Below are 19302 nucleotides of genomic sequence, written 5' to 3'. Positions count from 1 at the left end.
ATTGGCATTGAACATAGTGCACGCTGTTGAGTTCTCAAGAATCGGACACATCCCGCCTCCACACCAGAACGGTGCTTCACAACGAAAGTGATCGAAGATAATGTTGCTTGCGTCATACGCGTCTTCTCGGTAGACTAGGAGAAATTTCTTTCCCTCTGTCGCCGTGGCAACTTGTATAACTTAGCACATCCGCAGGCCGTGTCAAATCCGGCTTCTTCGCGATGCCGTCACGCTCATAGGCGCTCCGACGTTGCTCGGTTCAGGACCTGAGTCCTGCGCCGGGCGGCGAAGTTGCTGGATCCGAGGAATCCTGCGAAGGCTTTACATCCGTGCGGCAGACCTGCTCCGAAAAGCTGTCTTGCCGAGTGGATGGTCCCGATTGAGGCCGGGACGTAGGAGCTGCTGCTCTTTCCGTTTCCCTGCGGCCTTTGTGGCGACTCGGAATAAGTTACGCAGCGATCGCGGTGCTGTCAAACGACGGGCCGAAATCGCACATCCCGGGCGTGTCGGGATCAGGGGTCCTCCCCGTCGGCGCCCGGTTCCGCGGGCGGATCCGGGGTCCGAGCCGGCTGCATCGGACCGAGGCGGGCACCCGCGCGCGCGGGATCCGACTCCACCGAGTGGAAGGACCCTCCCCGGTAACGACGAGGAGCGCGCGACCCGGATCGCTCCGGTACCGCGCGCTCCTCGAGGGGATGCCGGGACTACGCCCCGATGCCGACCGCCTCGGGGGAGACGTCCGCATCGGGAGCCGAGGGCTCGAGCGCCTCGGCGACGCGCTGCGAGAGCGACGAGTCGACGTTCGCCCAGTACTGGAGCACGCGCTGCCGCAGCTCCGGACGGGTGACCTTCGACACGTGGCCGGCGATGTTCGCGACCAGGCGGGCGCGCGCGTCGTCGTCGAGGACCTCGCGGTAGAGCGTCCCCGCCTGACCGAAGTCGTCGTCCTCCGGGTGGAGGGTCGCCGCGGCGCGCGTCAGCTCGCCGTCGGTCTCCCAGCCGGCCGACTCCGCCGCCCGGGCGGGATCGGCGTGGGCGCCGCCCATCGTGTTCGGCGCGTAGACGGGCACCTCGGACTTCTGGAAGTCGAACCGCATGGGGCCGTCCTTCGAGTACGAGTGCACGGGCGACTTCGGCGCGTTCACCGGCAGCTGCGCGTGGTTGGTCCCCACGCGGTAGCGGTGCGCGTCGGCGTAGCTGAAGATGCGCGCGAGGAGCATCTTGTCGGGGCTGGCCGCGATCCCGGGCACGAAGTTCGAGGGGGCGAACGCCGCCTGCTCGATCTGCGCGAAGTAGTTCTCGGGGTTCCTGTCGAGCGTCATGGTGCCGACCTGGATCAGCGGGTAGTCCGAGTGGGGCCAGACCTTGGTGAGGTCGAACGGGTTGAACCGGTAGCTCTTCGCGTCCTCGTACGGCATGACCTGCACGGACAGCGTCCACGAGGGGAAGTCGCCGCGGTCGATGGCGGAGGACAGGTCGCGGATGTGGAAGTCCGCGTCCTCACCGGCGATCTGGTCGGCCTGCTCCTGGCTCAGGATCTCGACGCCCTGATCGGTCTTGAAGTGGTACTTGACCCAGAAGCGCTCGCCGGCGGCGTTGATCCACTGGTAGGTGTGCGAGCCGAAGCCGTCCATGTGCCGCCACGAGGAGGGGAGGCCGCGGTCGCCCATGAGCCATGTGACCTGGTGGGCCGACTCGGGCGAGAGGGTCCAGAAGTCCCACTGCATGTCGTGGTCGCGCAGGTGGCTGCCAGGCAGGCGCTTCTGCGAGCGGATGAAGTCGGGGAACTTGATGCCGTCGCGGATGAAGAAGACGGGGGTGTTGTTGCCGACGAGGTCGTAGTTGCCCTCGCTCGTGTAGAACTTCAGCGCGAAGCCGCGGGGGTCGCGCCAGGTGTCGGGCGAGCCCTGCTCGCCGGCGACCGTGGAGAACCGCGCGAGCATCTCGGTCTCGACTCCGGGCTGGAAGAGCGCGGCACGCGTGTAGGCGCTGACGTCGGCGGTGGTGGTGAAGCGTCCGAAGGCTCCGCCGCCCTTGGCGTGGACGACCCGCTCCGGGATGCGCTCGCGGTTGAACTGGGCCAGCTTCTCGACGAGGTAGTGGTCGTGGAGCGCGAGGGGTCCGTCGGCTCCGACGCTCAGCGAGTGGTCGTCGCTCGCGACCGGTGCTCCGGAGTTCGTGGTGGTGAATCGTTCCTCGGTCATGTTCCTCCTGTCGGCGAGGGGCACGGGGCCCGCCGCTGCGGTGTAGCGGATGTCGGTCAGTGGGCCAGGGCCAGGCAGTCGGGGCAGGTGCCCCAGAACGTGACGTCGGCGGTGTCCACGGCGAAGCCGCTCGCGGTCTGCGGATGCAGGCACGGCGCCTCCCCGACGACGCAGTCGACGTCGGCCACGGCCCCGCAGCGCCGGCACACCACGTGGTGGTGGTTGTCGCCGACCCGCAGCTCGAACCGGCGGGGATGGCCCTCCGGCTCGATGCGGCGGACGATCCCGGCGTCGGTGAACGCCGAGAGCACTCCGTAGACGGCCTGGGCCGAAGCCTCGGGGAGGCCCTCGCGCACTCGGGCCAGGACCGCGTCGACCCCGGAGTGCGGGTGCTCCTCGAGAGCGAGGAGCACCGCGCGCCGGGTGGCGGTGACCTTGAGCCCGGAGGCTCGGAGCCGCTCGTCCACTGTCGTCATGCCGAGGACACTACCCGAGTTGTCTTGAGCGGATCAAAACAACGGGCGGCGTGACGCGCTCGCCCGGGTGAACGGCCGGGAACGCTCCGGCGGCCACGCGGAGGCTCCGATCAGGCGACCGGACCCTCGACCAGCACGACCTGGGCGGAGCGGGCGGCGCCCGCGGAGTCGGTCCACGAGATCGTCACCGACTCCCCGGGCTCGCGCTGCGCGAGCGAGGCGGACAGCTGATCGGCCGAGGCGACGGCGACCCCGTCGACCGCGGTGACGACGTCCCCCGCCTCGAGGCCCGCCTGCGCGGCCGGCCCGCCCTCGACGACTCCGCCGATCACGGCGCCGGACGCGGTGGTCGCGAGCGCGCGCGAAGTCGGAGACGCGGTGCCGGAGGAGAGGGAGACGCCGAGGAAGGCCGGATAGCCGATCTCGACGGTGGCCGTGTCGGCGCCCGCCTCGATGGTGGCCACGATGTCCAGGGCCTTCGAGATCGGGATCGCGAAGCCGGTGATGTCGGCCGTTCCGCTGGAGGCGGCGGTGTCCATCCCCACGACGCGGCCGGCGGAGTCGACGAGCGGGCCGCCGGAGTCGCCGGAGACGATGTCTGCGTCCGTCTGGATCAGCCCGGTCAGCGTCTCGGCGGAGATCCCCGACTCGGAGCGGGTGGTGATCTGCTGATCGAGACCGGTGACCGTGCCGGTGGCGGCGACCAGGTCGCCCGTCCCTCCCGCGTTGCCGACGGCGGTCACGGTGTCGCCCACAGCGACCCCGTCCGTGTCGAGCGAGGCGGGGGTGAGGCCGGAGGCGTCCTCCAGCTGCAGGACGGCGACGTCGTTCGTCGCGTCGGTGCCGACGACGCGGGCGGTGTAGCTGCGGCCCGTCGACTCCACCGTGACCGAGATCGCGGTGGCGCCCTCGACGACGTGGTTGTTGGTGAGGATCATGCCGTCGGAGGTGAGGATCATGCCGGTGCCGGCCGAGCGGGCGCCCTGGTAGGTGAGCTCGGAGGTGATCGTGACCACGCCGGCGGTCTGCGCGGTGCTCGCGGCCACGGCGTCGGTCGCGCCGGTGGCCGGCTCGGAGGCGGAGGAGCCGCCCTGCATCGACCCGTACGCGGAGGAGCCGCCCTGCGTCGATCCGCCCTGCGTCGATCCGCCCCAGGAGGGGACGATCACGTACCCGCCGCCGAAGGATCCCCGCGAGCCGCCGGGGTAGACGATCGTGGCGGCGCCGGCCGAGGCGGAGGAGGCCGCCTCGGTGCGGCCGGCGGTGGCGACTCCGCCTGCTGTCACTCCGATCAGCACGGCGAGGCCGAGGCCGCCGGCGATCAGCGCCCGACGACGACGACGACGGTCGTCCGCGCGCAGCGCGCGCACCTCGTCGGCGCCCGTCGCCTCGGTGATGGCGGGCTGGTCGGTGAGCTCTCGCTCGTCGGATTCGTGTCGCTCGTTCATGGTGTCGTCCTCGTGCCGGGGCCGCCCCTGACGGCGACCGGTTCCCATTCCACGCCCGGCCTCCCCGCGCCGCCTGGACGATGCTTATGCGGTTCCTATGAGCGCTCGCCCCTCTGAATGGTTGTAGCTTCAACCAAAAGCGGGTAGCGTCTCCGCCGTGACCACCTCCTCCCCCGACCTGCTCGCTCCCGACACCGCGATGGGCGCGGTGACCCTCCGCGTCGCCGACCTCGACGGGATGATCGCCTACTACCGCGACGCCGTGACGCTCGAGCTGCTCTCGCACGACGGACCGGTCGCGGTGCTCGGCCGCGGCGGAGTGCCGGCCGTGATCCTCCAGCACGCGCCCGAGCTGGTGCACGCCTCGCCGCGCAGCGCCGGCCTCTTCCACGCGGCGATCCTCTTCGAATCGGAGGCGGCGCTCGCCGCGGCCGTGTACAGCGTCGCGACCCGGCACCCCGGCTCCTTCACCGGCAGCTCCGACCACCTGGTCAGCAAGGCCTTCTACTTCGACGACCCCGAGCACAACGGCGTCGAGCTCTACTGGGACCGCGACCGCACGCAGTGGTCGTGGACGCACGGGCGGATCGAGATGAGCACGCTCTTCCTCGACCCGAACGCGTTCCTGCAGGAGCACCTCACCGAGGAGTCGATCGCGCAGCCGCGCCTCGGCGGCGCCTCCGTCGGCCACGTGCACCTGAGCGTGGGCGACGTCGCCACCGCGAAGGAGTTCTACGTCGACCGGCTCGGCTTCGAGACGACGATCGCGTACGGCGGGCAGGCGCTCTTCGTCTCGGCGGGCGGCTACCACCACCACATGGCGATGAACACCTGGAACTCGGCGGGCGCCGGACGCCGGCAGCAGGCCCTCGGCCTCGGACAGGTCGAGATCGTGGTGCCCGGCGCCGACGACCTCGGCGCGCTCGGCGAGCGGCTGGCCCGCTCCGGAGTCGCCACCCGCGACGACGGCCGCACCCTCGCCTTCGAGGACCCCTGGGCGAACGCGATCCGCGTCACGACCTTCTGAGCGCCGCCGACCGCGGGGACCCCCGCGGGTACGATGGTCGCGCGGAAGACCGCACTCCCCCGAGACTCCGGAGAACACGGTGCCCACGATCGTCGTTGAAGTCATGCCCAAGGCCGAGCTGCTCGACCCGCAGGGGAAGGCCGTCGCCGGCGCGCTCGCGCGGCTGGGCCACTCCGCCCTCCACGGCGTGCGGGTGGGCAAGCGCTTCGAGATCACCGTCGACGAGGTGACCGACGAGGTGCGCGCCTCGGTGCAGCGCATCGCCGACGAGATGCTCTCGAACTCGGTGATCGAGGACGTCGTCGGGATCCACTACCCGGCGGAGGCCGCCCGATGAGGATCGGCGTCATCACCTTCCCCGGCTCGCTCGACGACCGCGACGCCCAGCGCGCCGTCCGGTTCGCGGGTGCGGAGCCGGTCGCGCTGTGGCACGGCGACCACGACCTCGACGGCGTCGACGCGATCGTCCTGCCCGGCGGCTTCTCCTACGGCGACTACCTGCGCTGCGGCGCCATCGCCTCCCACTCCCCGATCATGCGCGAGGTCGTCGACGCGGCGAACGCCGGGACCCCGGTCCTCGGCATCTGCAACGGCTTCCAGATGCTCACCGAGGCGCACCTGCTGCCCGGCGGCCTGATCGCGAACGACATCGGATCCTTCGTCTGCCGCGACCAGCGCCTGATGGTCGCGAGCACCGAGACCGCCTGGACGAACGGCTTCGAGCCCGGCCAGGAGATCACGATCCCGCTGAAGAACGGCGAGGGCGGCTACATCGCCTCGGCCGACACGCTGCTCGAGCTCGAGGCGGAGGGACGCGTCGTCGTCCGCTACCTCGGCCACAACCCGAACGGCTCCATGAACGACATCGCCGGCATCAGCAACCGCCGCGGCAATGTGGTGGGGCTCATGCCGCACCCGGAGCACGCCGTCGAGGAGGGCTTCGGGCCCGACACGGCCGCCGCGATGCGCTCGGGTGTGGACGGGCTGACGTTCTTCACGTCGGCGCTGAAGTCGCTGCTCGCCTCCGCCTGACGCATCCGGTCCGGGCGGCTCCGCCCGCCCGCGACGCACGAGACCCCCGGTTCCGGCCGGGGGTCTCGTGCGTGATGGGCGATGTTCGCGGCGCCGCTCAGGGCCCGGTCAGGACCTCGGGCTCGGGGGTCATCGAGATGGTGGGGATCGAGGCGGTGATCACGGTGCCGTCGGAGCGGCGGGTGCCCTCGATGTCGGACGTGGTCGGCGCGCCGTGCAGGCGGCGGCCCTGGTGCGTGAGCGGGACGCGCACGGGGCTGCCGGCGGCGACGTGCACGCGCTCGTCGCGGACGGTGATCGCGGCGGAGTCGCCGGTCTCGACCGTCAGCAGGACCTCGGTCTGCGTCACCTCGACGCGCACGCGCGTGCCGTGGAGGGTGATGCGGAAGGCGAGGCGGTCCCAGTCGTCGGGAAGGCGCGGATCGAGCGTGATCCGGCCGCCGTGGTCGCGCATCCCGCCTAAGCCGTAGACGAGGGCGCTCCAGACGCCGCCCGTCGAGGCGACGTGGATGCCGTCCGCGGTGTTGCGGTGCAGGTCGGCGAGGTCGACGAACAGCGCCGACAGGAAGTAGTGGCGGGCCAGGTCGCTGTAGCCGACCTCGGCGGCGATGATCGACTGCACGACGGCCGAGAGGGTCGAGTCGCCGGTGGTCAGCGCGTCGTAGTACTCGAAGTCGGCGCGCTTCTGCTCGGCGGTGAACTCGTTGCCCTGCAGCAGCAGCGCGAGAACGACGTCGGCCTGCTTGAGCACCTGGAAGCGGTAGATCACCAGCGGGTGGAAGTGCAGCAGCAGCGGGCGCTTGCTCGCGGGGGTGTTCTCGAGGTCCCACAGCTCCTTCTCGAGGAAGGCCGCGTCCTGCGGGTGGATGCCCGCCCGCGCGTCGAAGGGGATGTGCATCTTCTCGGCGGCGCGCGCCCACTCGAGCACCTCGCCCTCGTCGAGAGCGAGGCGGTCGGCCATCCGCTCGTACGCGGCGGGCTCGACGGCCTTCAGCAGCTCGACGGCGCGGGCGGCCGAGCGGAGGTTCGCCCGGGCCATGACGTTCGTGTACAGGTTGTCGTTGACGACGGTCGTGTACTCGTCCGGCCCCGTCACTCCGTGGATGTGGAAGTGGTCGTCGCCGTTGCTGCGCCAGAAGCCCAGATCGGCCCACATCCGCGCGGTCTCGACGAGGATGTCGATCGCTCCGCGGGCGAGGAAGTCGTCGTCGCCCGTGGCGCCCACGTACTGCATGAGCGCGTAGGAGATGTCGGCGTCGATGTGGTACTGCGCGGTGCCGGCGGCGTAGTAGGCCGACGACTCCTGCCCGTTGATGGTGCGCCAGGGGAAGAGCGCGCCGCGCTGGTTGAGCTCGGAGGCGCGCGCGCGGGCGGCCTCGAGCATGTTCTGCCGGAAGCGCAGGGCGTTCCTGGCGACGAGGGGCGCCGTGTAGCTGAGGAACGGGAGGACGTAGACCTCGGTGTCCCAGAAGTAGTGGCCGCCGTAGCCGGAGCCCGAGACGCCCTTGGCCGCGACTCCGCCGCCGTCGGTGCGGGCGGTGGACTGGGCGAGCTGGAAGAGGTTCCAGCGGGTGGCCTGCTGGATGGCGGGCGGGCCGTCCAGCTGCACGTCGGAGCGGGTCCAGAAGTCGTCGAGCCACTCGCGCTGCTTGACGAACTGCTCCTCGACCGGCGTCTCGCGGGCGCGGTCGAGCGTGCGGTCGCAGCGGTCGGCGAGCTCGCGCACGGGCACGCCGCGGGAGGTGTGGTAGGTCAGCGTCTTGACCAGGCGGACCGGCCGGCCGGCCTTGGCCTTCACGCGGTAGACGTGCTTGGCGAGGTCGTCGTCGATCTGGGAGGTCTGGTCCCACTCGTTCTCGGTCTCGAGCTGGTGCTCGGCGCCGCAGGCGACGGTCATCTGGGAGTTGGTGGTCCGGTAGCCGAGGAGGTAGCGGGTGCCGCTGACGCGCTTGAGGCGCGGCTGGAGCACGCGGTCCTCGAACGACTCCGCCTTGCGCGGGTCGAAGCCGGCCCCCTCGCTGCCGGAGGGGGCGTGGTACTCGTCGACGCCGTCCTGGCGGTTGAGGATCTGGCTCGAGATCAGCACGGACGCGTCGTGGTCGAGCATCTCGACCTCGTAGTCGAGGATCGCGAGGTGCCGGTCGGTGAACGAGACCAGGCGGCGCGAGCGGATCAGGACGCGCTTGCCGGAGGGGGTGCGCCACTCCAGCTCGCGGGTGAGCACGCCGTTCGCGAAGTCGAGGCGGCGCGAGTAGGCGAGGACGTCGGCCTCGCTCAGCACGAAGGGCTCGTCGTCGACGTAGAGGCGGATGATCTTGGCGTCCGGCACGTTGACGATGGTCTGGCCGACGCGGGCGAAGCCGAACGCCTCCTCCGCGTGGCGGATGGGCCAGGTCTCGTGGAACCCGTTGATGAAGGTGCCGTAGGCGTAGCCGTCGCGCCCCTCCTCCACGTTGCCGCGGAGGCCGAGGTAGCCGTTGCCGGTGGCGAAGAGCGTCTCGGTGCGGCCCTGCAGCTCGGAGGCGAACTCGGTCTCGACGAGGGCCCACTCGTCGATCGGGAAGCGGTTCCGGTCGAGCGGGTCGGAGGTGATGGGGTTCATGCGGCGTCCTCGGGGGCGGGAGCGGTGGGGAGGAAGGGGAGCAGCTCGGCCAGGTCGTCCACGACCAGGTCGGCGCCGTGCTCGAGCAGGGTGTCGGCCCCGACTCCGCGGTCGACGCCGACGACGAGGCCGAAGCCGCCCGCGCGGCCTGCCGCGACTCCGGAGTGCGCGTCCTCGAGGACGGCGCACTCGGCGGCCGGGAGGCCGAGGAGCTCGGCCGCGTAGAGGTAGGTGTCGGGCGCGGGCTTGCCGGCGATCGAGCGCTCGGCGGCGAGGAGCCCGTCCACGACGACCTCGAAGCGGTCGCGGAGGCCGGCCGCCTCGAGCACCGGCACGCCGTTGCGGGAGGAGGTGACGACGGCGACCTGCACGCCCGCGGCGATCGCGGCGTCGACGAAGCGGAGCGAGCCCGGGTAGGGAGCGACGCCGGTCTCGGCGAGGGTGCGGTTGAAGGCGTCGTTCTTGCGGTTGCCGAGCCCGCAGACGGTCTCGAGCGACGGGTCGTCCTCGGGCGCGCCCTCGGGGAGGGTGATGCCGCGCGAGGCGAGGAGCGCCCGGACGCCGTCGTACCGCGGGCGTCCGTCGATGTACCGGAAGTAGTCGGCGTCGGTGTAGCCCTCGGCGATCCCGCGCGAGGAGAGGTACTCCGTGAACAGCCGCGACCAGGCCTGCATGTGGACGTCGGCGGTCGGCGTGAGCACGCCGTCGAGGTCGAACAGGAGCGCGCGGACGCCGCGGAGGGCGGAGGCGTCGGGGCGCGTCGGGGATGCAGTCACGGCGGGGAGGACCTCTGATCGGGGGCAGGCGTTCGGCGGTTCCGCCGATGACGGTCGTCCGCCGCGGACTGCAGGTATCGTATACGCCCCCCGGCCGCCGTGTGGAACCGTTTACACGTCCGTCATCTGCGCGCCGCCGGGGGCGTCGATCCGCTCGGGGGCGAGGCGGTGCCGCCCGAGGGGGAGCATGAGCGGAGTGCCTGAGGTCGGGTCGGTGATGATGCGGCTGTCGAGGCCGAAGACGGCGAGCACCGTCTCCTCGGTGAGCACCGCGGCCGGGGCGCCGGAGGCGTGCACCGCGCCGTGCGCGATCGCCACGAGGTGGTCGGCGTAGCGGGCGGCCATGTTGAGGTCGTGCAGCACCATCACCACCGTCGTCCCGCGGGTGCGGTTGAGGTCGACGAGCAGGTCGAGCACCTCGATCTGGTGGCTGACGTCGAGGAAGGTGGTCGGCTCGTCCAGCAGCAGCACGTCGGTCTCCTGCGCGAGGGCCATCGCGATCCAGACGCGCTGGCGCTGCCCGCCGCTGAGCTCGTCGACGGAGCGGTCGGCCAGGGCGGCGGTGTCGGTCGCGTCGAGCGCGGTCGCGACGGCCTCGTCGTCGTGGGCGCTCCAGCGGCTCAGCATCCCCTGGTGCGGATGGCGGCCGCGGCCGACGAGATCCGCGACGGTGATGCCCTCCGGGGCGATCGGCGACTGCGGGAGGAGGCCGAGCGTGCGGGCGAGCTGCTTCGCCGGCGTCCGGTGCACGGCCCTGCCGTCGAGCAGCACGGCGCCGGAGCGGGGCGCGAGCAGGCGCGACATCGAGCGCAGGAGCGTCGACTTGCCGCAGGCGTTCGCTCCGACGATCGCGGTGATGCGGCCGGGCGGGACGACGAGGTCGAGGCCGTCGACGACGGTCCGGTCGCCGTAGCCGAGGGTGACCCCCTCGGCCGTCAGGGTGTGCGCGGTGGTCACAGTGAGCCTCCCGCTCTGTTGCTGCGGACGATGAGGTAGACGAGGTAGGGCGCCCCGAGGACGCCGGTGACCACTCCGACCGGGTAGCGCAGGCCCAGCCCGAACTGCCCGACGAAGTCGGCGACGAGCACGAGCAGCGCGCCGACGAGGGCCGAGGGGATGAGGAGCGACGCGCCGGGCCCGATCAGGCGGGCGGCGATCGGGCCGGAGAGGAAGGCCACGAACGCGATCGGGCCGGCGGCGGCCGTCGCGAAGGCGATCAGCCCGACCGCGGCGACGATCACGACGAGGCGGGTGGCGTTCACGCGGATGCCGAGCGCGGAGGCGGTGTCGTCGCCGAGCTGCGTGGCGGAGAGGTCGCGCGAGCGCGAGAGCAGGACGGGGGTGAGGACGACGACCGCGGCGAGGACCGGCACGACCTCGCTCCAGCTCGCGCCGTTGAGGCTCCCGGTGAGCCAGCGGGACGCCTCCTGCAGGTCCCACGCGGCGGCCTGCGAGAGCACGTAGGCGGTGAGGGAGTCGAGCATGGCGGCGACCCCGATGCCGATCAGGATCAGCCGGGTGCCGGCGACTCCGCTGCGGTAGGACAGGGCGTAGACGAGCAGGGCGACCACGAGTCCCGCGACGATCGCGAGGGCCGAGACCTGCGCGGCCCCGAGCGAGAGCGTCACGATCGCGAAGGCCGCGGCGGCGCTCGCCCCGGCGCTGATCCCGATGATGTCGGGGCTGGCGAGCGGGTTGCGGAGCATGGTCTGGAAGCTCACTCCGCCGAGCCCGAAGCACAGGCCCACCAGCAGGGCGAGGACGGCGCGCGGGAGGCGGAGGCGCCCGACGGTGAAGCTCGCCCCGGGGACCTGCTCGCCGAGGATCACGCGGAGCACCTCGTCGGGCGAGTAGACGGTCTGGCCGACCAGCAGGGAGACGGCGAGGACGGCCGCGATCAGGACAGCGAGCACGGCGACGACGATCCGGCGGCGGGCCCCGCGGCGGCGGCGGCCGGCCGCGACGGCGCGGGCGGTGGCGGAGGGCGCCTCGACCAGCGCGGTCACAGCTCGCGCACCTTCTGGCGGCGGACGATCGCGATGAACACCGGGGCGCCGACCAGCGCGGTGACGATGCCCACATCGATCTCGCTCGGGCGCGCGACGACGCGGCCGACGATGTCGGCGGCGATCAGGAGCACGGCGCCGGTCACCGCCGAGAACGGCAGCAGCCAGCGGTGGTCGACGCCGACGAGGAGGCGGCAGGCGTGCGGGACGACCAGGCCGACGAAGCCGATGGGCCCCGTGACCGCGGTCGTCGCTCCGCAGAGCACGACCGCGCCCAGGGCGGCCCCGCCGCGCGCGAGGGCGACCCGCTCCCCCAGGCCCGCGGCGAGCTCGTCGCCGAGCGCGAGGGTGTTGAGGCTCTTGGCCGAGAGAACGCAGAGGACGAGGCCGGCCAGGAGGAAGGGGAGCACCTGCGCGATGCTCGCGGACGTGGCGCCGCCCACTCCGCCGATCTGCCAGGAGCGGATGCCGCCCGCGACGTCGGCGCGCGGCAGGACGATCGCGCTGATCACCGAGACCAGCGCGGCCGAGGTGGCGGCCCCTGCCAGGGCGAGCTTGAGCGGAGTCGCGCCGCCGCGCCCGAGCGACCCGACCGTGTAGACGAAGACCGCGGCGACCGCGGCCCCGCCGATCGCGACCCAGACGTAGGCGGCGGAGCTCGTCAGCCCGAAGAAGACGATGCCCGTCACGACCGCGAGCGAGGCTCCGGTGTTCACCCCGAGGATGCCGGGGTCGGCCAGCGGATTGCGGGTCACCCCCTGCATCAGCACGCCGGCGACGCCGAGGGCCGCGCCCGCGATCGCGGCGAGCACGGTGCGCGGGATGCGCTTGGCGACCGCGGCCTGCGCGAACCCGTCCGTGGACCCGCCGAACGCGGCGACCACGTCGCTCCACGCCACCTCCCGCGACCCCACCAGCACCGACACCACGGCGGCGGCGAGCAGCACGGCCACGGCCGCGACCAGCCAGAGGGCGCGCAGCCGCCTCGGGCGGCGCACGGCGGCGACGCCCGAGGCGGCGGGAGGAGCGGCGAGGGTCACGCGGGTCGGTCCCGGCTCAGGCGGCCGGAGTGCTCTGCGCGGCCTTGGCGGCGGCCTCGTCGAGCAGGTCCAGGTAGTCGTCGAGGACCCACGAGATCGAGAGCGGCGTCGGGTTGGCGGCGGTGCCGAGCGGGGTGGAGGGCAGTCGCACGATGGCGTCGTCGGCGACCGCGGGGATCTGCGAGAGCAGCGGGTCGGCCTTGAGGGTGCTCACGAGCTCGTCGTCGCCGTAGGTGACGATCACGTCGACGTCGCTGAAGGCGTCGGCCTGCTCGGCGCTCTGCGTGAGCGAGAACTTGTCGGTCGCGGCGGAGGCGGTGGCGATGCTGCCCGGGGTGGCCATGCCGAGGTCCTCGAAGAACGCGGGGCGGGTGTCGTGCGAGGTGTAGAAGCTGACCTGGCTGAGGTCCGTCGGGTCGACGTGGGTGAGGAACATCGCCGAGGTGCCGGCCAGCTGCGGGTGCGCGGCGACCTTCTCCTCGATCTCGCCCTCGAGCTCGGTGATCAGGGCGGCGCCCTCGTCGGCCCTGCCCATCGCCTCGCTGTTCAGCGTGATCATGTCGCGCCAGGAGGTGCCCCAGGCGGTCTCGGGGTAGGCGACGACGGGGGCGATCTCGCTCAGGGTGTCGTAGTCCTCCTGCGTGAGGCCGGAGTAGGCGGCGAGGATGACGTCCGGGTCGGTGTCCGAGACGGCCTCGAAGTCGATGCCGTCGGTCTCATCGAAGAGGACGGGGGTCTCGGCGCCGAGCTCGTCGAGCTTCTCGCTCACCCAGGGGAGGAGTCCGTCGCCGTCGTCGTCGCCGAAGTTGGCGGCGGCCATGCCCACGGGGACCACGCCCAGCGCGAGCGGGACCTCGTGGTTGGCCCAGTTGACCGTCGCCACGCGCTCGGGCGCCGACTCGATGGTGGTGGTGCCGAGAGCGTGCTCGATCGTGATCGGCGTGAAGCCGCTGTCGGCGGCGGCGTCGTCTCCGGCGGCCGAGCCGCTGCAGCCGGCGAGGCCGATCGTCAGCGCGGTGGCGGCGAGCAGGGCGAGGGGCGTGGTGGCGCGGGGCATGGGTCCCTTTCGAGAGGCTGTGCGGGAGGCGGCGCAGGGTCCGAGTGGACCGCCACTAAGGACAGCCTAACCAAAGAATGTGCGTGCTCTCAGCCCCGATTCCTCGCCTCCCGAGGTCGGAGGCGCCCCGAGGTGCCGCTCGCCGAGCCCGGAGACGGCCCTGCCACGGCCGCGGACGTCAGGCCGTCGCGAGCCTCTCGACGGTGCGCAGGTTCCGGGTCGTGGTGCTCGAGCGGTAGGCGGAGCGGGCGAGGATCCGCGCGACCGGAGTGTCCGTCGAGGAGCCGCGCGGGCAGCGCCAGTAGAGGACACCGGCACCCCGGGCGACGAGCTCGACCGCCGGATCCGGCTCGCCGATCGCGGCCTGCGCGGCGTCGAGCGCCTCCTCGTCCGAGCCGAAGACGACGTACGGATGCGCCTCCTCGTCGATCCGCGGGAACGGGTAGGCGGTGAGCACCGCGGCGAGCGCCTCCTGCGTCACGAGCACGATCCAGGCGTCGTAGCCGAACCGCTCGGCGAGCGCCGCCTCGAGCGCGGGCTTCAGCTCGGCGGCCGGGCGGTCGGAGTCGAATGCCGCGTTGCCGCTCGCGAGGACCGTCCGCACCCGGTCCACGCCGATCCCGGCGACCGTCTCGGCGAGCTCGGCGCTGCGGACGGTGCGGCCGTTGACGTTCACTCCGCGGAGGAGGGCGAGGAACCGGGTCATGCGGCCGACGGTAGCGTGACGGCATGGCGCGCGGAAGCGGACGACGACGACCCCGGCGGACCCTCGAGGAGGAGATCCTGCGGGCGAGCGGGCGCGGACCCGGGGCGAGGACGCGGGCGGAGACCGTCCCTCCCTCCGGACGCCGGCTGGTGGCGCCGCCCGCCTCGGGCACCCTTCTCCACGTCGACGTGGACGCGCTGGTGGCGCTCGCCGCGCGGGAGGACCTGCTGATCGCGCTGGAGCGGCGGATCGGCGAGCACGCGGTGGCCGCGACTCCGGTGCTCTCGTGGTGGTCGGCGACTCCGTCGGTCCCGGGCGAGGAGGAGGAGCGCCGGCTCGACGCGCTCGTGCTGCGGACGGTGGAGCTCGGGGCGGGGCCGGCCGACGACGTGGACTCGCGGCTGCGGGAGCTGGCGCACGAGGGCGGTCTGGACGAGCTGGGCGCCGCGCTGGCGCTGCTCGCGCGGGTCCCGGATCCGCCGGCGGCGTTCCAGGATCCGGACGGGTTCCTGCGCGTGACGGTCCCGGAGTCGCCGTTCGAGCGGCGGCTCGAGGTCCTCGCGGAGGCGCAGGGCCGGGCGGGCGAGCTGCTGGTGCTGCTGCGCGACTGCGCGTTCACCGCGACCCTGCCGCGGCGGCGCTCGGCGATCGCGGCGATGAGCGGGCGGATCCGGGCGGCCGCGGACCCGGGGCGCCTCGACTCCCGGCGGCTGGACGAGCTCGCGGAGGCGGTGGACGCGGCGCTCGAGAAGCGGTGGACCGTGCTCTGACGGCGGTCGGCGTTACGGGCGCGCCCGTCGCAGTGACCGTTCGCGCACCGGTTCAGCCCCCGCGCACTCCGGGTGAATAGGCTGGACGGATGCCTCTCACCGGTCTCGACCTCCGCCGCTTCCCCGCCGCCCTGAACGACGAGGGCGGTCCCGACGCCGCCACCGCCGCGTGGGCCACCGCGATCAACGCGGGCTTCCACGAGAAGGAGTTCACGCCGGAGAAGCTGCGGGACTGGGCCGAGCACATGGTCGCCGACCAGCGCGTGCTGACCGCGGTCGTCGACTCCTCCGCCCCCGAGGGACTCGACGGCGCGGGCGTGCCGGTCGGCACCTACGCGGCGTTCCCCGGGGCCCTGCAGGTCGGCGGCGGACGCGAGCTGCCGGCGCACCTCGTCTCGCAGGTGACCGTGCGGCCCACGCACCGGCGCCGCGGCATCCTGCGCGCGATGATCACCGAGGACCTGCGCCTGGCGAAGGAGGCCGGCACCCCGGTCGCCGCGCTCACGGCGAGCGAGGCCTCCATCTACCGCCGGTTCGGCTTCGGCCGCTCGGCCTTCACCCGCTCGATCCGCGTCGACACCGGACCGCGCTTCGGCCTGCAGACCGAGCCCGCCGGCCGCGTCGAGGTGGTCGCGACGAGCTGGCTGCAGCCGCGCATCCCCGCGGTGTTCGCCGCGTTCCAGGCGTCGACCCCCGGCTCGCTGACCCGCCAGTCGCGCTACGAGGCGAACTCCGTCGGCACCGCGTCCGGCGAGACCACGCCCGGCCTCGACGTCCGCTCGGCCGTCCACCTCGACGAGGAGGGGACGCTCGACGGCTTCGTGACCTACCGCGCGGTCGGGCCCGAGGACGACAAGACCCTCGAGATCGTCGACCTCGTCGCCCCCGGCGCCGACGCCTACCTCGCGCTCTGGGGCTACCTCGGCGCGGTCGACCTCGCCTCCGCGGTGACCTGGGACATGGCGCCGGTGGACGATCCGCTGACCTGGGCGCTCCGCGACGCGCGCGTGGTGCAGGTGAGCCACGTGGGCGACCTGATCTGGCTGCGGATCCTCGACGTCGCCGCCGCGTTCTCGGCCCGGCCGTGGACCGCGGACGGCTCGGTCGTGGTCGAGGTGGCCGACGGGCTCGGGCTCGCCGACGGCCGCTACCGCCTCACCGCCTCGGGCGGCTCCGCCACCGTGGAGCGCACCGGGGACGAGGCCGAGCTCGCGCTGGACGTGGCCGACCTGGGCTCGCTGCTGCTGGGCTCGGTGCGGCCGTCGATCCTGGCGAAGGCCGGGCTGGCGCGCGTCACGGGCGAGGCGGGGCGGATGGACCGCCTGTTCGCGCCGATCGCGACGCCGTACTGCATCTCGTTCTTCTAGGGGGCACCGCCCTCCCGGGGGCACCGCCCTCTCGGCGGCAGCGCGCGGCCGGCGGTGTCCGACTCCCGTGCCGCCGCCGCCCCCGCGCACCGCAGCCGCCGCGGACTGCCAGCCGCCTCCGGGCGTCCGCGCATCCCGCGTCGGTCATGCTGGAGGACCCGTCCCCGACACCGGCAGGAGTTCCGCGTGGGTGCATCCGTGATCGTCGACGTCATCGTCGTGCTGAGCCTCATCGGCGCGCTCGTCGACGGTCTGCGGCGCGGCCTGCTCCGGACCCTCGGCGGTCTCGCCGGGATCGTCGCGGGCGCGATCGGCGCCTCGTTCGCCGTGCCCGCCGTCTCGTCGTGGACGGCCGGCAGCGAGTGGCGCCTGCTCGCCGTGATCGGCACCGCCGTGCTGCTGCTGGGCGTCGGCTACGCGATCGGAGCGACGCTCGGCGCGGTCATCGGCCGCGGAGCCGACCGGGTGAAGCTCGGCCTGCTCGACCGGCTCGCGGGCGGCGTCGCCGGCGTCGCGATCTCCGGCCTGGTCTGGATCGCCGTCACCTCGGCCGTCTCCCTCCTCGGCGTCCCCCTCGTCACGACCTCGGTCGCCGGCTCGACGGTCATCCGCACGATCGACGACCTCACCCCCTCCCCCGTCCGCGCCTTCCTCGCCCAGCTGCAGTCGACCGTGGTCGACGAGGGCACGTCCTGGGTCGTCGAGGCGCTCGACGCTCCGACCCAGGCGCCCGCGATCCCGGACGTCTCGACCGACGACCCGGAGGTCGCCGCCGCCACCCGCTCGGTCGTGCGCGTCTCCGGCACGGCCTGGGCCTGCGACGTCGGAGTGACGGGCAGCGGCTTCGTCGTCTCGGACGACCGCGTCATCACCAACGCGCACGTGGTCGGCGGAGTCTCGCAGCCGGTCGTCGAGGCGCCGGGCGAGGCCCCGCGCACCGGCCGCGTCGTCTACCTGGACCCGGCCGCCGACCTCGCCGTGATCGCCGTCGACGGGCTCGACGCCTCTCCGCTCCCGCTCGACGACGCCGTCGCCGCCGGGGACGACGCCGTGGTCGCGGGCTACCCCTTCGGCGGCCCGCTGACCCTCGGCTCGGCCGAGATCTCCTCCGACGCCACGGTCTCGCTGATGGTCGACGGAGCACCGACCTCACGGGAGGTGCTGACCCTCGCCGCCGTCGTCAACCAGGGCAACTCGGGCGGCCCGCTGCTCTCTCTCGAGGGCACCGTGTCGGGCGTCGTCTTCGGCAAGGCCGCCTCCGTCGACAACGTCGGCTACGCCATCCCGCTCTCGGTCCTCACTCCCGTGGTCGAGCAGGCCGCCTCGCTGACGGACGCCGTCGATCCGGGCGCCTGCCGCTCGAAGTGAGCGGTCACGGCAGCGGTCCGTCGACCAGCACGAGGGTGAGGTCGTCGAGCCGCACCGTCTCGGGCCGCGCCGACTCGAGGTAGGCGGACACGCGCGGATCGACGGGGAAGCGCGCCGACCGCTCGATCGCGATGGCGACGATCCCGGCGGACGACGGATCGGTCGTCACCCGGTCGCCGATGTAGGGCACGTAGACGCCCGAGGACATGCCCTGCGCGAGGACCAGGCCGCCGTCGAGGCCGCGCTCGCGCAGCACGTCGGCCACCCGCGCGATCCCGGTCGGCCGCTCCTGGGCGATCCCCGCCGTGGTGGCGATCGCGATCACGAGGGAGGCGGCCAGCAGCACCGCGCCGGCGCCGCGGGCGAGGGGCACGGGCAGCACGATCCCGCCGCGCAGCGCCTCCGCGATGCCGATGCCCGCCAGCGCGCAGAGGAGCCACGCCCACGCCGCGTAGTAGTGCGGCAGCGCGACCGAGCTGATCGCCAGGTGGAACACGAGCAGGAGCAGCGTCGCGGCGCCCAGGTAGAGCACCAGCGCGCGGCGCCGCGGAGCGAGCAGGGCCAGCAGGGTCCCGAGGAGCAGCACGGCGAGCGCCGCCGGCCCGATGCCGACGACCATGAACCAGAGGTTCGCCCACCACGGAGGGAAGACGTACGCGGTCCCGGCGACCTCGATCAGGTGGCCGTCGGCGTTGTGCTCGGACTGGAACTCGAGCAGATACCGGACCGCCTCGACCGGGTGCACCGGCAGGTAGGCGAGCACCCCGGTGACGACGAACGCGACGGAGAGGGCGAGGCCGCCCCGCAGAGCCCGGGCCCTGCTCCCCGACCAGAGCAGCGGCAGCAGGAGCACGGGCGCGAGGACCGCGGTGGTCAGCTTCGAGGTGACCGACAGCGCCAGCAGCGCACCGGCCAGCGCGATCAGCCAGCCGCTCCGCCTGCCCGGGGAGGCGTGCGACCAGGTCCACGCCGCCGCCATCGCCGCGACGGCGAAGAGCACCATGAACGGCTCCAGGAGCGCGAGGCGGTCGATCCGGGTGCCGGCGCCCACGGCGGTGCGCGGGAGGAGGAGGAACAGGCCGGCCGGGACGAGCGCGAGCGTCGGGCCGAGCTCGCGCCGGAACCAGAGCCAGAGCACCACCCCGGTGAGGAACGCGGCCGCGCCGGCGGCGATCCTGCCCGCGAGCAGCCCCTCGCCGAGCAGCACCTGCGCGAGCCCGATCAGGTACTTCGCCGTCGGCGGATGCTCGAGGTTCGCGCTCACGTCGCCGTGCAGGTAGTCCCACCCCGCGGCGAGGTACACGGGCTCGTCCGACGAGATGTTCGCCGCTCCGAGGTTCCCGAAGCACTGGTAGAGCCCCCACAGCACGGTCCCGATCAGAGCCGCCCGCTTCACCCGCCCGATCCTAGGCGCCGGTGCCCG

General features: G+C 73.0%; 17 protein-coding genes. 6 read left to right on the top strand and 11 right to left on the bottom strand.

Annotation, left to right across the window (positions count from 1 at the left end):
- Positions 1–704: 704 nt before the first annotated feature.
- From C5C54_RS11370 to C5C54_RS11360, 3 genes are all read right to left on the bottom strand, one after another.
- Positions 705–2204 (bottom strand): catalase, encoded by a 1500-nt coding sequence (locus C5C54_RS11370; RefSeq protein WP_104288375.1) that lies wholly within the window; start codon positions 2202–2204, stop codon positions 705–707.
- Positions 2205–2260: 56 nt separating this feature from the next.
- Positions 2261–2680: a Fur family transcriptional regulator gene (locus C5C54_RS11365; protein WP_104222735.1), complete on the bottom strand. Its 420-nt coding sequence runs from the start codon at positions 2678–2680 to the stop codon at positions 2261–2263.
- A 110-nt stretch (positions 2681–2790) separates the two neighbouring features.
- On the bottom strand, positions 2791–4128 hold the full coding sequence (locus C5C54_RS11360; protein ID WP_258063297.1) for a S1C family serine protease: 1338 nt from the start codon (positions 4126–4128) through the stop codon (positions 2791–2793).
- Between the two features lie 199 nt (positions 4129–4327).
- Between C5C54_RS11360 and C5C54_RS11355 the strand changes: the two genes are divergently transcribed.
- The 3 genes from C5C54_RS11355 (at position 4328) to purQ (ending at position 6187) form a co-directional block, all read left to right on the top strand.
- Positions 4328–5155 (top strand): VOC family protein, encoded by an 828-nt coding sequence (locus C5C54_RS11355; protein ID WP_104288376.1) that lies wholly within the window; start codon positions 4328–4330, stop codon positions 5153–5155.
- Between the two features lie 79 nt (positions 5156–5234).
- The gene (gene purS, locus C5C54_RS11350; RefSeq protein ID WP_104222736.1) at positions 5235–5492 is read left to right on the top strand and encodes a phosphoribosylformylglycinamidine synthase subunit PurS; all 258 of its coding nucleotides are present in this window, start codon (positions 5235–5237) and stop codon (positions 5490–5492) included.
- A complete protein-coding gene (gene purQ / locus C5C54_RS11345; protein ID WP_104222737.1) occupies positions 5489–6187 on the top strand; it encodes a phosphoribosylformylglycinamidine synthase subunit PurQ in 699 nt (232 codons plus the stop codon). The genes purS and purQ overlap by 4 nt, the downstream gene beginning before the upstream one ends.
- A 97-nt stretch (positions 6188–6284) precedes the next feature.
- Here the strand turns inward: purQ and C5C54_RS11340 are convergent, their stop codons facing one another.
- From C5C54_RS11340 to C5C54_RS11310, 7 genes are all read right to left on the bottom strand, one after another.
- Positions 6285–8789 carry a glycoside hydrolase family 65 protein gene (locus tag C5C54_RS11340; RefSeq protein WP_104288374.1) on the bottom strand — a complete coding sequence of 835 codons (2505 nt, stop codon included), beginning with the start codon at positions 8787–8789 and terminating at the stop codon, positions 6285–6287.
- Entirely contained in the window at positions 8786–9565 is a 780-nt protein-coding gene (locus C5C54_RS11335; RefSeq protein ID WP_104222739.1) for an HAD family phosphatase, read from the bottom strand. Before C5C54_RS11335 ends, C5C54_RS11340 begins: the two co-directional genes overlap by 4 nt.
- Positions 9566–9676: 111 nt before the next feature.
- On the bottom strand, positions 9677–10522 hold the full coding sequence (locus tag C5C54_RS11330; RefSeq protein ID WP_104288373.1) for an ABC transporter ATP-binding protein: 846 nt from the start codon (positions 10520–10522) through the stop codon (positions 9677–9679).
- Positions 10519–11571: an iron chelate uptake ABC transporter family permease subunit gene (locus C5C54_RS11325; RefSeq protein ID WP_244230540.1), complete on the bottom strand. Its 1053-nt coding sequence runs from the start codon at positions 11569–11571 to the stop codon at positions 10519–10521. Before C5C54_RS11325 ends, C5C54_RS11330 begins: the two co-directional genes overlap by 4 nt.
- The gene (locus tag C5C54_RS11320; protein ID WP_104247462.1) at positions 11568–12611 is read right to left on the bottom strand and encodes an iron ABC transporter permease; all 1044 of its coding nucleotides are present in this window, start codon (positions 12609–12611) and stop codon (positions 11568–11570) included. The genes C5C54_RS11325 and C5C54_RS11320 overlap by 4 nt, the downstream gene beginning before the upstream one ends.
- Before the next feature lie 16 nt (positions 12612–12627).
- The gene (locus C5C54_RS11315; protein WP_104222743.1) at positions 12628–13668 is read right to left on the bottom strand and encodes an iron-siderophore ABC transporter substrate-binding protein; all 1041 of its coding nucleotides are present in this window, start codon (positions 13666–13668) and stop codon (positions 12628–12630) included.
- 178 nt (positions 13669–13846) lie between these two features.
- Positions 13847–14374: a DUF1697 domain-containing protein gene (locus C5C54_RS11310; RefSeq protein WP_104250654.1), complete on the bottom strand. Its 528-nt coding sequence runs from the start codon at positions 14372–14374 to the stop codon at positions 13847–13849.
- A gap of 23 nt (positions 14375–14397) precedes the next feature.
- Here C5C54_RS11310 and C5C54_RS11305 point away from each other — a divergent pair, with 23 nt between their 5' ends.
- The 3 genes from C5C54_RS11305 to C5C54_RS11295 all read left to right on the top strand — a co-directional run bounded on the left by C5C54_RS11305 (position 14398) and on the right by C5C54_RS11295 (position 17879).
- On the top strand, positions 14398–15144 hold the full coding sequence (locus C5C54_RS11305) for a DUF2254 family protein (RefSeq protein ID WP_104288372.1): 747 nt from the start codon (positions 14398–14400) through the stop codon (positions 15142–15144).
- An 89-nt stretch (positions 15145–15233) separates the two neighbouring features.
- Positions 15234–16511: a GNAT family N-acetyltransferase gene (locus C5C54_RS11300; protein WP_104222746.1), complete on the top strand. Its 1278-nt coding sequence runs from the start codon at positions 15234–15236 to the stop codon at positions 16509–16511.
- A 186-nt stretch (positions 16512–16697) separates the two neighbouring features.
- Positions 16698–17879, top strand: coding sequence for a MarP family serine protease (locus tag C5C54_RS11295; RefSeq protein ID WP_244230541.1), 1182 nt, complete (start codon positions 16698–16700; stop codon positions 17877–17879).
- Between the two features lie 4 nt (positions 17880–17883).
- On the opposite strand, the gene C5C54_RS11290 is transcribed toward C5C54_RS11295, so the two are convergent.
- Positions 17884–19275 (bottom strand): glycosyltransferase family 39 protein, encoded by a 1392-nt coding sequence (locus C5C54_RS11290; protein ID WP_181127878.1) that lies wholly within the window; start codon positions 19273–19275, stop codon positions 17884–17886.
- Positions 19276–19302: the final 27 nt, after the last annotated feature.

The organism is Rathayibacter sp. AY1F2 (genome assembly GCF_002930885.1).
Classification (GTDB): domain Bacteria; phylum Actinomycetota; class Actinomycetes; order Actinomycetales; family Microbacteriaceae; genus Rathayibacter.
The sequence above is the reverse complement of the archived record's forward strand: the minus strand, read 5'-3'. Positions and strand labels throughout refer to the sequence as shown.

Coding starts and splice junctions, on each gene's coding strand:
- purQ (WP_104222737.1), top strand. CDS start 5,489: ATGAGGATCGGCGTCATCACCTTCCCCGGCTCGCTCGACGACCGCGAC.
- C5C54_RS11310 (WP_104250654.1), bottom strand. CDS start 14,374: ATGACCCGGTTCCTCGCCCTCCTCCGCGGAGTGAACGTCAACGGCCGC.
- C5C54_RS11300 (WP_104222746.1), top strand. CDS start 15,234: ATGCCTCTCACCGGTCTCGACCTCCGCCGCTTCCCCGCCGCCCTGAAC.
- C5C54_RS11365 (WP_104222735.1), bottom strand. CDS start 2,680: ATGACGACAGTGGACGAGCGGCTCCGAGCCTCCGGGCTCAAGGTCACC.
- C5C54_RS11360 (WP_258063297.1), bottom strand. CDS start 4,128: ATGAACGAGCGACACGAATCCGACGAGCGAGAGCTCACCGACCAGCCC.
- C5C54_RS11315 (WP_104222743.1), bottom strand. CDS start 13,668: ATGCCCCGCGCCACCACGCCCCTCGCCCTGCTCGCCGCCACCGCGCTG.
- C5C54_RS11305 (WP_104288372.1), top strand. CDS start 14,398: ATGGCGCGCGGAAGCGGACGACGACGACCCCGGCGGACCCTCGAGGAG.
- C5C54_RS11370 (WP_104288375.1), bottom strand. CDS start 2,204: ATGACCGAGGAACGATTCACCACCACGAACTCCGGAGCACCGGTCGCG.
- C5C54_RS11355 (WP_104288376.1), top strand. CDS start 4,328: ATGGGCGCGGTGACCCTCCGCGTCGCCGACCTCGACGGGATGATCGCC.
- C5C54_RS11340 (WP_104288374.1), bottom strand. CDS start 8,789: ATGAACCCCATCACCTCCGACCCGCTCGACCGGAACCGCTTCCCGATC.